The 13,224-nt window shown below is 43.5% G+C and carries 13 protein-coding genes; 7 read left to right on the top strand and 6 right to left on the bottom strand.

What is annotated here, in order from left to right; all coding sequences use genetic code 11:
• Nucleotides 1–35: 35 nt before the first annotated feature.
• Nucleotides 36–2,018: a DUF2339 domain-containing protein gene (locus AHMF7616_RS15105; RefSeq protein WP_115373647.1), complete on the bottom strand. Its 1,983-nt coding sequence runs from the start codon at nucleotides 2,016–2,018 to the stop codon at nucleotides 36–38.
• 281 nt (nucleotides 2,019–2,299) lie between these two features.
• Between AHMF7616_RS15105 and AHMF7616_RS27190 the strand changes: the two genes are divergently transcribed.
• Together AHMF7616_RS27190 and AHMF7616_RS15100 are read left to right on the top strand one after the other, a co-directional pair.
• Nucleotides 2,300–2,470, top strand: a complete 171-nt coding sequence (locus AHMF7616_RS27190) for a hypothetical protein (protein WP_233507583.1) — start codon at nucleotides 2,300–2,302, stop codon at nucleotides 2,468–2,470.
• Between the two features lie 38 nt (nucleotides 2,471–2,508).
• Nucleotides 2,509–2,793 carry a hypothetical protein gene (locus AHMF7616_RS15100; protein WP_233507581.1) on the top strand — a complete coding sequence of 95 codons (285 nt, stop codon included), beginning with the start codon at nucleotides 2,509–2,511 and terminating at the stop codon, nucleotides 2,791–2,793.
• On the opposite strand, the gene AHMF7616_RS15095 is transcribed toward AHMF7616_RS15100, so the two are convergent.
• The 3 genes from AHMF7616_RS15095 to AHMF7616_RS15085 form a co-directional block, all read right to left on the bottom strand.
• Nucleotides 2,790–3,326 (bottom strand): GNAT family N-acetyltransferase, encoded by a 537-nt coding sequence (locus AHMF7616_RS15095; RefSeq protein ID WP_115373645.1) that lies wholly within the window; start codon nucleotides 3,324–3,326, stop codon nucleotides 2,790–2,792. The genes AHMF7616_RS15100 and AHMF7616_RS15095 overlap by 4 nt on opposite strands.
• A gap of 125 nt (nucleotides 3,327–3,451) precedes the next feature.
• On the bottom strand, nucleotides 3,452–4,300 hold the full coding sequence (locus tag AHMF7616_RS15090) for an MOSC domain-containing protein (RefSeq protein WP_115373644.1): 849 nt from the start codon (nucleotides 4,298–4,300) through the stop codon (nucleotides 3,452–3,454).
• 194 nt (nucleotides 4,301–4,494) lie between these two features.
• Nucleotides 4,495–4,719: a CDGSH iron-sulfur domain-containing protein gene (locus tag AHMF7616_RS15085; RefSeq protein WP_115375634.1), complete on the bottom strand. Its 225-nt coding sequence runs from the start codon at nucleotides 4,717–4,719 to the stop codon at nucleotides 4,495–4,497.
• Between the two features lie 492 nt (nucleotides 4,720–5,211).
• Between AHMF7616_RS15085 and AHMF7616_RS15080 the strand changes: the two genes are divergently transcribed.
• The 5 genes from AHMF7616_RS15080 (at nucleotide 5,212) to AHMF7616_RS15065 (ending at nucleotide 11,028) form a co-directional block, all read left to right on the top strand.
• On the top strand, nucleotides 5,212–5,586 hold the full coding sequence (locus tag AHMF7616_RS15080; protein WP_115373643.1) for a DUF3140 domain-containing protein: 375 nt from the start codon (nucleotides 5,212–5,214) through the stop codon (nucleotides 5,584–5,586).
• A 208-nt stretch (nucleotides 5,587–5,794) separates the two neighbouring features.
• Complete coding sequence (locus AHMF7616_RS15075) at nucleotides 5,795–8,290, top strand: PIG-L family deacetylase (RefSeq protein WP_115373642.1); 2,496 nt, start codon at nucleotides 5,795–5,797, stop codon at nucleotides 8,288–8,290.
• Nucleotides 8,291–8,394: 104 nt separating this feature from the next.
• A complete protein-coding gene (locus AHMF7616_RS26735; RefSeq protein WP_199474244.1) occupies nucleotides 8,395–8,535 on the top strand; it encodes a hypothetical protein in 141 nt (46 codons plus the stop codon).
• Nucleotides 8,532–10,241: a sodium:solute symporter family transporter gene (locus AHMF7616_RS15070; protein ID WP_115373641.1), complete on the top strand. Its 1,710-nt coding sequence runs from the start codon at nucleotides 8,532–8,534 to the stop codon at nucleotides 10,239–10,241. The genes AHMF7616_RS26735 and AHMF7616_RS15070 overlap by 4 nt, the downstream gene beginning before the upstream one ends.
• Before the next feature lie 58 nt (nucleotides 10,242–10,299).
• Complete coding sequence (locus tag AHMF7616_RS15065) at nucleotides 10,300–11,028, top strand: SDR family NAD(P)-dependent oxidoreductase (protein ID WP_115373640.1); 729 nt, start codon at nucleotides 10,300–10,302, stop codon at nucleotides 11,026–11,028.
• A 282-nt stretch (nucleotides 11,029–11,310) separates the two neighbouring features.
• Here the strand turns inward: AHMF7616_RS15065 and AHMF7616_RS15060 are convergent, their stop codons facing one another.
• A complete protein-coding gene (locus tag AHMF7616_RS15060) occupies nucleotides 11,311–11,739 on the bottom strand; it encodes a hypothetical protein (RefSeq protein WP_115373639.1) in 429 nt (142 codons plus the stop codon).
• 10 nt (nucleotides 11,740–11,749) lie between these two features.
• Nucleotides 11,750–13,216, bottom strand: coding sequence for a SusD/RagB family nutrient-binding outer membrane lipoprotein (locus tag AHMF7616_RS15055; RefSeq protein WP_115373638.1), 1,467 nt, complete (start codon nucleotides 13,214–13,216; stop codon nucleotides 11,750–11,752).
• Nucleotides 13,217–13,224: the final 8 nt, after the last annotated feature.

The following is a 13,224-nucleotide window of genomic DNA, read 5'->3' as shown; positions in this document are numbered from 1 at the left end:
GGCTCTACCGTATTTTATACATTAATAACCAAGAATTAGCTATGTACCTTTTCGGGAGGCACATCATCCAGGAGCAAATTTTTTAATTTTTGATACAAAAACGAAACTACCAGCAACAAAATACCTAACGAAATAAAGGCCGCAATACGACCTCCTGCCGAAATGTTGCGAATATCAAACAGAAAAAGTTTAAGGAGCGTGATAAAAAACAAGGTAAGCGAAACCAGACGCAGGGTTTTTAATTTGTAACGCATGCCCAACAGCATAAATCCAAAAGAAGCCAGTCCCCATAAAATCGGAAACCCAATTTTATGTTCTTGTTGCAACAAATTATTTAAATTTTCGCCGGGCGAAAACTGAAACAGCAATACCAAATGATCTAATTCGGTACTGGCCAGATACACCAAAGCGGTGCAGCCAAACCAAGTAAAGGCATTCATGTTTTTCGATCGCAGGCCGTAGGCTTTTTGGTAATACCTGTACACTTGGTACAGCAAAATTAGTAACAAAACAATGGCCGAATAATGTAAGGCAAAGGGGAGTAAACTGCCTGTGGAATTTAATAAATAATTGTTGCGGGCCGCTTGTACCACGGGTTGCACCAGTAAAAGGTAAGAGGTAAAGCTAAGCCCAGCCAAAGTTTCGGTAAGGGGCCAGCGAGCCTGTACGGTGGCTGGTAAAAACCGAATAATAATAAGAGCAAATAAATAATGATACGAAGCTACCACCAGGTATTTAATGGCGCGTAAATCGGTGGTAGAACTGCCTAGCCGGAATGTAAGCTCAAACAAAATAGCCAGGTACAAAAGCAACAAGCCGATACTTCCCAGCAAGTAGCGCAGCTTCGGGTCGGTTGTTTTTTGCTGGTACAATTGCCAGGCCGCCGCTCCGTTAAAAAACGCCAGTATTCCCGAGAAAAGACCTAAGTAAGTACCGCCACCTAACCCGTGGAGCAAGTACAAACCACAGATGTAAAAAAAGAAAGTATTACTCAGTAAAATACTTATTTCGAGTAAACTAAAAGCCTGTTGTTGCTTTAGGTTGTAAATGAGCAGCATGGCGAAAAACACCAGGTAAAACAAACTTGCAAAAATAAACCCACCCAGATAAGGCGCTTGCAATTCCCCGATTACCTTCGCAAACAGCCAGCCACCAAATAAAATAACGGTAGCCAAATAAGAAATTATAGTAATAAGCGGCCATTTTTTAAAAAAAGCCAGGACCAGCATGCCAATATTCAGAATAAGAATATAGATAAATAATATCTGGTAATTGTTACCGCCCGAACTGGCCAGCAGAGGAGAGGCAAAACCGCCCAGTAGGGCTAAAACCGCTAGCTCCTGCCGATCGTACAGCAGAGCCATAAACACCGATAAACCCGTAACCGCCACCATTAAAATAAAAGCCAGGGTTTGCGGAAATAAGTGGTATTCGTGAAAAGCCAGAGCAATGGTAAAATACAACACGGCTAAACCGCCGCCCACTAAAACCGAACTAAAAGCAGCATACTGCCCGCGTAACCAATGGGCCAAACCTAATAACCCGAATCCGCAACCAAAGCCAATTAGTACGCGGCCCCAGGCGTTGATCCAATCCTGGTCGATGGCGAACTTTATAAAGTAACCAATGCCTAAAACCAATACCGCTATGCCTAATTTATTAACCAGGTTTTCGCCGATAAACTTTTCTAAATCGGGGTTACGCTCGAAAAAGCCCGGACGACGTACTGCGGCCTTCCTGACTTGATTAGTTGTTTGTACCGGAATCGGGTTTGGTGGTACCGTGCCCGCCTGGGACGGGTGAATCACCGGGGCCATTGCAACCGGCTTAGAAGTATCAGATATAAATACTCCCGGGCTAGTAGCAGAATTGGATGGTGATTTGGCACTACGGGCAATTTCTTGCCGCAACTGCCGGAGTTCCGCGCTTATCTCCTGAATTTTGCCGAGCAACCGTATCAGCAACAAAATCAGGGCTAATAAACCAATTAATAATATAATAAAGTAGGCAGGCTCCATGCACGCGCGTTACAAATCAAAAACCAACGAAGGTAAATATAGTATTATCTGGTAAGATACTTTGGCTAGACGTTTATTTAATTCTTTTCAAGAAAAGTTGGAATAAAGTTGTCCTTTTTTAAATTTACTTGCTTACTCGTCTTTAAAAAATGTTTTACGTTTCTGTTTTAGTAAAGCCTTTCATTTTAGTGGTAAAATGGTAGCTTTGCCAAGCTGGTCAAATACTGCGGGTTATCCTGTTTCTTGTGTTGGCCCCGGTACGTATATTAATTAATTGTTGTTTGACACCGCATCCACCGAAAGCTTCTTATTTTAAAAGAAAAGTTGTTCATCCGTTAACGAAATTGCTCACCATGGGGATCACTCCCCAGAAGTTAGCGATTACCGGCTCTTTGGGGGTGGTTATTGGGATACTGCCTTTATTCGGGTTAACCTCTTTTTATGCACCCTGATTGCCCTGCGATTCCGGTTAAATTTGCCGGCCTTGCTCTTGATTTGTTATTTAATGGGGCCATTGCACTTAGTGTTGTACATCCCGTTTATAGATCTGGGGCTGCAGGTATTTCCCTTAACTACTTTTAATTTAAGCTTAAGCGAAGTAACCGATCTTTTTAAACGAGACTGGCAAATGGCCCTGAAAACCATATGGCTGGCCAATTTGGCGGGTATTTTGTTGTGGCTGGTTTTGGCGGGTCCGCTTACCTTGCTTTTTTATTTTTTGTTGCTTCCCGTAGTTCGTAAGCTTTTAAAACGCAAGATTGTACTGGAAGATTAATCAAACGAAACTTCCAGTTCTTTCTGCATCACGTAATCGTTCATGAAATAAGGCCCAATCGGAACATCTTCCTGATAAGCTACCGCATAGCCACATTTCTCATAAAACGATTTAGCGGGATTATACCGGTTTACATTTAACAATAAAGTTGTTCCGCCGGCTTTTTTAACCGCTTCTTCTACGACGCTAATTAGCAGTTTGCCAAAACCGTACCTGTGAAATGCGGGCAGAATGTACAGTTTATTTAATTTAAAAATAGTAGCCTCATCTTGTCGGGAATAAGCCGCAAAGCCGGCGGGTTTTTGATCTTGTAACAAAAGTAGAAACTGCTGTCCTTCGCTGGCTTGCTTTTCCAATGCCGCGGGTTGGTAAATCTTCTGAAACATGTACGTTACTTGCTCCGGCGCTAAAATATGCTGGTAAGTGGGAGCCCAGGTTTGTTCCGCTAAATACAAAATAGCCGGTAAATCATCGGGAAATTGCGCCGGGCGAATAACCGTATTCTTGTTTATAGTAGATAAATCAGCGTTCATGCAGAATATAAAAACACTCAGGTACTAAAGATGCAATTGGTTCTTAAAACCAGTAGCTACTGAAAAACGGTAGCTGTTCAAAAAATTAAAAAATTGCTGGCAAGTAACTTATTTTGCCGTGTTTCCTAAGGTAATTTGTTGCTGTTCCAATTTTGGTGCGACAGTACAGCAATAGGATCGCCAGTACGCAACGGTTCTCCCACGGCCCGAGGAAGCACATTTTGGCCAAACATCACTTTTTTATTAATGGTCCGGTAGGTGGCTAAAGTTCGCAAGGGTTCCGTACCTTTTTCGGCAGTATCCTGGTTTACAGTGGTTAGTACGCAGCGGGCACAGCGTTTTACGCCGGTAAACGGTTGGTTATTGATGGTAAAGTCGCGCCAAGTATCTTCCTCGAAAGGCTCCCCACCCGAAAAAACTAAATTCGGGCGAAAACGGTTCATGGGTACGGGTACCGCTAAGCGGCTGTTTAAATCGTTTAAGGAAGCCTGACCAATTACCAGCATCGGATACGCATCGGCAAAGCTAACCACTTCGTGATTAATGGCATATTCCGGATCAACGGGCCGCTTTACGGTAGGGGGCATGTACACTAGGCGGCAATTTACCTGCAAAATACGACTAAACCAGGCGCTTACGGCGGGGCCTACCTCTAGGGCCGGCACCACATCGTCCCAAATAGTCACTGTCTGGTATTCGGGCAGGTACTGCCGGGTATCAAACGGAATAAACAAGTTTTCAAATAATTGCTTTTTGTGCGTTATTAACAAACCCTCGGGTTGCAGATGTACTTGCAGGAGTGCCATAGCCGGAAAAACGCGCTGGGTTAAGAAACGATTAGTCTCATCCACGAGCAACCAGCGCCGGTCGTATTGAAGACCTTGCGGTTCAACTATTGCTTGGTCTACCCGCACGCCGCCCAACGACTTGATGGGGTAAATGTAAATATCCGTTAAAACGAGCGAAGAAGTCATGGTTCAAAAAAATCAGCAATGCCTTACCCAGAACCTGCTTACTAAAATTAAATTTTCAACCAGTTACCGGTTGTAGCTATTAATTCACGAAGCGCTAATAACCGTTGGCTACGAATTTAAAAATGAAGCATTACCAGTACCTGTTCAGCCACAAAAAATTAAAAAATTATTTTAGCCAGGCGTATAAAAGTAAATTAAACTTTACGGGGTGGCAAAGCAAACGCTTCCGCAGCGTGTTCAAAATGGCCTTTATGCGAGCCATCGCAAAATGGTTTGTTGCTCGATAAACCACAGCGGCAAATAGAAACCAATTCGCGACCGCCTAAATCATACACGTTTCCCTGGGCATCTACAATTTCAAAATCGTCGCCTTGTATTTTTAAAGAACCATTGCTATTAACAGTAATCCGGGTTTTCATAAGTTGGTGTTGTTTAAACTTCAGCAAATATAAGCCATTCCGCATACGGCTTTAAACTTTATCGGTTTAAAATTAGGCAGATCAAATTTAGAATTAATATTTACTTCAGCGGACCCCCGTCTTAAAATTAAGACTTCTTAAATTATTTGTTCGGCATCTTAATAAATTTAAAAACAAGTGACTTTTATTATCAGCAGAAATTATTTACTCCTACGTTTTACTTTTAAGCACAGTATCAATGCAAAATTATTTAGAATGCATCTATGTAAATTAGTTAAGTGCAAAAATCAATTGGTTTATTTAAATTGAATATTAAAAAGATTAATTGTATATTAGTTTTTACTAATTAATAGGTTAATAATTAGTAATAGACTTGATTATTCTCTATTATTGTAAAATAAAAATGTTGATCGAAATTGAACTATTAAGTGAAAAATACCTTTTGTTCTTTTATTAGATTGTATTCTTTTACACAAATTTAACTTAGGTTGTATGTTACATTTACTCAAACTCTCTAAAACGGTTGTTAAAACAAAAGATCAGATTTACGCAGAGTTCCGCGATTTAGTAAACATGGGTTCGGGCGAACTGGGAAAGTTTCTTTACTCCAAAGAATCAAAGTTAGTAGATGCGGAGCCCCAGGAAACCGATATTTCGCCCCGGAAAGCCGGCGATCGGACGATTAAAATTCTGCGCAAAAAACGTTTTGAATTAACCAAAAGCAATTTTGAACACATGGAACGGGTTATTGCTTATCTTCCCAAAAAAATAGCCGAACGTCCGGAAGGTGATCTTGCCGAATCTATTTGGCGGTATTCCTTAATGAGTTGGGGCCACGATCCTTTAAAAGCTCCCAAAATAAAATAACTCACTCGCGTATGATTTAAAAATTACTCGAAAAGAAAAGCCCGGATAGCCTCCGGGCTTTTTCATTTAGAAGTTTGCTGCTTTTTTTATTCCTTTAGTTAGTTTTACGTGAGTGATTAAATTAACTTGACTTGCCGTAAAACCCGGCAACTATATGTAAGACTAAATAGCTGGTTTTAGGCAAAGAGTAGTATTTTTTAAATTTTATATGCTTCAGCGGTACTTATTTCGATTTATAACAGTCATTCTCTTCCAGGTTTTTAGTTTTTCCCTTGTTCGGGCGCAAGCTCCGGTTACCTACACCGGGGCCGATATTCAGCAAGCCATCGCCAAACTAAATGTAGTAGGCACCGCGCTGTACGTAGCCGCGCACCCCGACGACGAAAACACCCGCTTAATTGCCTGGCTAGCCAACGAAAAATTACTAAATACCGGTTACTTATCGCTTACGCGGGGTGACGGTGGGCAAAACCTGATTGGGCCGGAAATACGGGAGCAACTCGGGGTAATTCGCACGCAGGAATTATTGCAAGCCCGGCGCCTGGATGGCGGCAAACAGTTTTTCTCGCGCGCCAACGATTTTGGTTTTTCCAAGGACTGGCAGGAAACTGTACGTATCTGGAATAAAGAACAAGTACTCGCGGATATGGTTTGGACCATCCGGAAATTCCGGCCCGACGTGCTGATTACGCGTTTTTCGCCGGAGCCAGGCGGTACGCACGGGCATCATACTACCTCAGCGATATTGGCGGTAGAAGCTTTTTCGGCGGCCGGCGATAAGAACCGCTTTCCGGAGCAATTAAAAACCGTGGCCGTGTGGCAACCAAAACGCATTCTCTGGAATACTTCATCGTTCTTTTATGGCCAAAATCAAAAGTTCGACGAAACCGGTAAAGTAATCGTGGATGTGGGTGAGTACAACGCTGCGTTAGGTAAATCGTATGGCGAACTGGCCGCTTTAAGCCGCAGCATGCATAAAAGCCAAGGATTTGGTAGTAGTGGCGCCCGCGGCAGTGCGATAGAGTATTTTGAAAATTTAAAAGGCGATAAAGCTACCAAAGATTTATTCGAAGGAATTGACTTAACCTGGAAACGCGTGCCGGGCGGCGAAAAGATTAGCCAGCAAATAGTAAAAATAAACGCGAACTTTAACGCTGCTAAACCGGCCGCCAGCGTACCGGAATTATTAAAATTACGGCTAGCCTTGCAAGCTTTACCAGCTGCTTACTACCGCGATTTAAAATTAACGGAACTTGACACCATTATAAAAGCTTGTCTGGGGCTGTACCTGGAAGCCGTTGCGGCGGAGCCAACCAGCAATCCGGGAGCACCCCTGCCATTAACGATAGAAGCTATTAATCGCTCCGATATTCCGGTACAATGGCAAAAAATGACTGTATTACCCACGGGTAAGGATTCTACCTTAAATATAAACTTAGCCAATAACCAACCCCTGGTACTAAAAAGTAAACTCCAAATTCCCGCTACTACGCCATATTCGCAACCTTACTGGCTGCAAAAGCCGGGAACCACCGGCATGTTCCGGGTAGATGACCCGAACTTAATTGGCCGCCCGGAAAACGCCCCAGCCGCTACCGTAGTTTGTGCCGTAACGATCGGCATGCAGCCCTTTACTTTTACCTTGCCGGTAGTTTACAAACGCACCGATCCCGTAGCTGGCGAAGTTTACCGGCCATTTGAAATTACGCCGCCGGTATTTGTAAGCATGCGCGAGAAAGTATTTGTTTTTGCCGACGACCAACCCAAACCCGTTACGGTGCGGGTAAAAGCCGGGCAGGCCACCGTTGCCGGTGATGCTACTTTGGCCGTACCCACTGGCTGGCGCGTAGAACCGGCGCGCCTGCCGTTTAAACTCACCCAAAAAGGCGAAGAAATTAATTTTACTTTTACCGTGTATCCCAGCAAAAACCAAAGCGACGGCGAGTTACGGGCTACGGCTTTGGTAGATAATAAAACTTATCAGCAAAGTTTAGTGCAAATTAATTACACGCATATTCCTACCCAAACGCTGCTACCAGTAGCCTCGGCCCGGGTTACCAAATTAGATTTAAAAATTAAAGGCCACCAAATTGCTTACTTAATGGGCGCCGGCGACGAAGTGGCGGCTAGTTTAGCCCAGATTGGTTACAGTGTTACTATGTTGCAGGACGCCGATTTAAATGCCAAAGATTTAACGAAGTTTGATGCGGTAGTACTAGGAGTACGGGCGTATAACACCCACGACCAACTCAAGTTTTTGCAGAATCAGTTAATGGATTACGTGAAAAACGGAGGTACGCTGGTAGTGCAATACAATGTAAATAATGGCTTGGTTACCAATCAACTAGGACCTTACCCGCTTACTTTGTCCCGCGACCGGGTAACCGACGAAACAGCACCGGTGCAATTTTTAAATCCGCAGCATCCTATATTAAACTCGCCCAATAAAATTACGGCCAAAGATTTTGAAGGTTGGGTGCAGGAGCGGGGCCTTTATTTTGCGAACAGTTGGGATAAAAACTACGAAGCCGTTTTAACCGCCCACGACCCCGGTGAGCCGGCCCAAAACGGTGGTTTGCTGGTCGCGCAGTACGGCAAAGGGTATTACGTGTACACCGGATATGCCTGGTTCCGGCAATTACCCGCGGGTGTTCCGGGTGCTTACCGCTTGTTTAGTAATTTGCTGGCCCTCGGTAAAAAGTGAAAAATTTAAAAAAAACGCCTGGCTTCTGAAGCAATATCCAACTAACCTTGTACGTACTAGTTAATACCACCACCTTGTTAAAGTTGTTTCCCAAACTACCCTACATGTCCAAATCATCGCCCGCTGAAAGTATAATTGATAAACCTCCTCTTTTTAAAACCTGGCGCGGCATGTACTGGCTGGTAGTGGCTAGTTTAGTAATTCAAATAATTGTATTCTACTTTTTAACCCAATATTATAAATGAGTACTATTGACTGGATAGTACTTATTAGCACCCTGGCTTTTATCGTGATTTATGGCGTCTGGAAAACCCGCCGGGCCGACAAAAACATAGAAGGTTACCTGAAGGGCAATAACACCGAGCGTTGGTGGATGATGGGACTCTCGATTATGGCCACCCAAGCCAGTGCCATTACTTTTTTGTCTACGCCCGGTCAGGCTTACGAAGATGGTATGCGGTTTATTCAGTTTTACCTGGGTTTACCCTTAGCCATGATAATTATTGCGGCTACCATTATCCCTAACTTTTACCGCTTAAAAGTATATACCGCCTACGAGTACCTGGAAAGCCGCTTTGATTTAAAATGCCGGTTGCTGGCCGCTTTCTTGTTTCTGGTACAACGGGGGTTATCTACGGGCATTACTATTTACGCCCCTTCTATTATCTTTTCGACTATCCTGGGCTGGAACTTGCAGATGACCATTCTGGTGATGGGCGTTTTGGTTACCGTTTATACCGTTTCGGGTGGTACCCGGGCGGTAAGTGTTACGCACCAGCAACAAATGGCCATTATGTTGTGCGGCATGGTGCTGGCCGGCCTTACCGTGATGTACTTACTGCCCAAGCATATTTCCTTCGGGCAAGCCATTGAGGTAGCCGGTAAAATGGGGAAACTCAACTTAATTGATTTTAAACTAAACTGGGACGACCGGTATAATTTCTGGTCGGGCATGTTGGGTGGTTTGTTTGTGGCTTTGTCTTACTTTGGAGCCGACCAATCGCAAGTAGGGCGTTATTTATCGGGAGAGTCGATTGCGCAGAGCCGTTTAAGCGTGCTGTTTAACGGTTTATTAAAAATTCCCATGCAGTTCCTGATTTTGTTTATTGGGGTGCTGGTGTTTTTATTTTATCAGTTTCATCAGCCACCGGTATTTTTTAACCAAGTAGAGCTGAATAAAATTTCTGCCTCTTCCCAGGCACCGGCATTAAAGCAGCTCCAAGCTGATTATGCCACTAATTTCCAGCAAAAGCAAACGCAGGTAAATCAATTGGTAAGCGCCCTGAAAACGGATGACCAAGCCCAGATTACCGCTACGCAACAAGCGCTGGCAACCACCGAAGCCAATGGCAAAGCTATCCGCCAGCAAGTAAATGGTTTGTTACAGCAAGTAGACCCCAAAGGCGAAACCCGCGACACGGATTATGTATTTATCACTTTTATCATTACCTACCTGCCCCACGGTTTAATTGGATTATTAATCGCGGTTATTTTTAGTGCCGGGATGTCGTCTACGGCGGCGGGCCTAAATTCATTGGGTTCCACTACCGTTATTGATTTTTACAAGCGTACTATCCGGCCCGAAGCCTCTTCGGAACACTACGTGTTCATGTCGAAAATATTTACGGCGGTTTGGGCAGTAACGGGAGTCTTATTTGCCACGTTAGCTTCACAGCTGGAGAATCTTATACAAGCGGTTAATTTGTTAGGTTCTTATTTTTACGGACCCATTTTGGGTATTTTTATCGCGGCTTTTTACGTAAAGTACATCAAATCGCACGCGGTTTTCTGGGGAGCATTACTGGCCGAAGCCGGCGTCGTCTGGATTTCGATCAGTACCAAAATGGCTTATTTGTGGTGGAACCCCATTGGCTGCGGCTTGGTGCTGGTATTTGGGATACTTATTCAGTTTTTTTTAAATCAACAGCCACCGCGCGCGATAAAAATTTAAAAAATTAGCGTTTACCTAAGCTGATTGCGTATGTACCCGAAACAATAACTTACACTTAATGAACTACTACATCATCACGGGCACCAGTAAAGGCATTGGTAAAGCTATAGCCGAAGCTTTGTTGCAACACGAGCAAAATTATGTGTACGGCGTTTCGCGCAATTGCACCATTACGCACCCCCGTTACCACCACCAACCCCTTAATTTGTCAGATATTGTAGCGTTGGAAAACAACCTGCATAAGGTATTCCCGGTCTTAAAAGATGCCGAAAAAATTGTGCTGGTAAATAATGCCGGCGTAGTAGGGGAGGTAGCTTACCTGGGCAGCCAAACCTCGCACAATTTTGCCTACGTATTTGATGTAAACGTGATGGCCCCAGCCATTCTGATAAATACTTTTCTGAGTGCTTACCATGCCGAAACCTGCCCGAAAATTATATTGAATATTTCTTCCGGAGCCGGTAAAAAACCAGTAGATGGCTGGTCAGCGTATTGTGCTTCCAAAGCGGCGCTGGATATGCTTTCTTTAACGGTGCAGCAGGAGCAGCAGCTTTTAGGCAATAACGTGCGGGTTTTTGCTTTTTCGCCGGGCGTAGTAGATACCGCCATGCAGGAACACCTCCGGGAGGTAGACGCCAGCCAGTTTAGTGCAGCCGAGCGGTTTAAAAATTTAAAAAATACGAATCAATTGCTTTCGCCGGAAGTCGTAGCGGAGAAAATCTATAAGTTGCTAAATAACTACGGGCAATATGCAGAGGTGGTATTTCGGATAGATGCCCTAGACTAATGCTTTTAGAAATTAATAAGTAGTTGGTCGTTTTTAGTTGTTCGTTATTAGATCGTTAATAAATTAATAATCAAGTACTTAAACTCAGGTTTTTATCAACTTAATTTTGTCCTGTTACTTAGCTCCTAATAATTAAAAAATGATATAAACAAAATAGTAAAATGGTAATAATGATTTTATAAAATAGGCAGTTAGCAGATGTTTGGCTTGCCACTACTAAGTAAAAAGGCTACTCTAAATTATAGAATAGCCTTTCTAACTTCTGTATAATAATAAAAAATGCTACTGAATTCGTATCACCTTTTCTATTTTAGGGTTATTTTTTTGGCCGATAGTTAAAGGCGATCCATCTTGTTTGGTAGCATTAGCTATTAGTATTTTAGCTAGAGCCGGTATCCCCGTAGTAACTGGGATAGGAATACTAGCAGTAGCAGATGTTTTATTTCTTTCAATAGTAACAACTGTATTCGGAATACTTACTGCTCCCGTTACCGTGTAAGTAACCGTTGCCTCTTGTTGCAGAGCAGTTCTCATGGAAAAGGAAATCGGGATAGTATCACCGGGAGAAACGTCTAAAGTATCTACATTATTGATGGTTACATAAGGCGGCAAAGAAGTACTAAAATCATAATCATCGCCAGATAGTTCTTCGTCGCAGGCTTGGAACAAAAAACCAGTTACAACTATTAAGCCTATTAAAATTTTTTTCATATCGTTAGTCTTATAAATCAAACCACATTTTTGAATTGTACGGAATTAGCTCCTGCGGCGCATTGGGGTTCGACGCTATTTCGTTCGTAGCCGGATACTCAAACCGCCGGAATAAACCACCCGCCGGAGCCCCAACCGGTAAAGTTAGATTGGGCACTTCGTCACCCTCCGGACCAGATCTTCGCCATTGCGTAAAAGCATCTACACCGCGGTCCATTTTATCAACCCAATTGTGATAATGAATTAACTTTACGGCTTCCCGGTTGCTTAGAGTGGTTAAATCGGTTAAAGAGGCGGCAAAAGTAGCGGCGGTTGCTGCATCTACGCCAAAGAATTTACTCGATTCTTCTGCTGCTTTCCGGTATAAGGTAGTAGCCGCTGCTAAATTTACCGGTATGCCTAAACCCCGGGCGTTTACTTCTGCTTCGTAAAATAGTTGTTCCTGGTAACTAAAAATTACATCCGGCGCATCGGCCCGGTGCAAAGACTTGGCAATCCGTACGTTTACATCGTCGTCGCCGTCTTCACCCGGTTGCACCCCCACGTAATTAGCAGCACCTGCTGGTTTATCAAAAAACTTGGGTAAACGAGGATCTTTTATGCTATTCATAAAATCCACCACGTATTTGGAGCCAAAAAAGAAGGGCGTACCGGCATTGTATTGATCGCTCAAACCAAATTTAGGATTACGTTTACCAGCGGTGGCTTCGTAGTTTACCAGAAAATTATCAGCTGCCGAACTAATCATGCCACCTTCCGTTACTAATTGCCCAATAACCGCGGCTTTACTTGGGTCTTTATCGACCATGGTTAGCAGAGTGCGCAACTTAACAGACTTTGCCAGCCGTTGCCATTTGGTTAAATCGCCTTTGTAAAACAAATCATAATCCGAAATTTTAAGCGCCGGTGCAGCCGCTAAGTCAAACTGCGCTAAAGCCTCATCCAAAAGACTAAGTACACCTTCCAAAACTTGGGGCTGCGGGTCAAACTTAGGTGCCGCTATTTCTACGTTCCAAGCTTCAGAAAAAGGAATATCCCCGTAAAGGGTAGTTGTTTCGTACACCACCATGGCCAGCATTACTTTTGATTGCGCCGCCGCATTTACTCGAGCCGGTACGGCACTTTCGGCTAACCGGATAGCTTCTGTTAAGTTAGAACCTACCGAGGTGTAATTTGCTCGCCAGGTATTACCCGTACTAAATGGCGATATCTGGTATTGTTCTTCCGAAGGTATACCCCAACCGGTAGGGTTATTGCCTCCGGAAGCAATGGATTGACCGGCTAAGGCCGTAGGAATATACAAGTCGCCACCCGAACGGGAATTAATCCAGTTTACCGTAGCATTCGAAAATAATAACTTAGGATCAACTGTGGTGGCGGCATTGGGGTTAGTGTTAACATCTAAAAAATTCTCGCACGAAGAAAATGCTAAGCCTAACACCAGCAATAAAGTGTGGTATATAAATTTATTTTTCATTTGCTGTT

Origin of the sequence: Adhaeribacter pallidiroseus (genome assembly GCF_003340495.1) — a bacterium.
Lineage (GTDB): Bacteria > Bacteroidota > Bacteroidia > Cytophagales > Hymenobacteraceae > Adhaeribacter > Adhaeribacter pallidiroseus.
The sequence above is the reverse complement of the archived record's forward strand: the minus strand, read 5'-3'. Positions and strand labels throughout refer to the sequence as shown.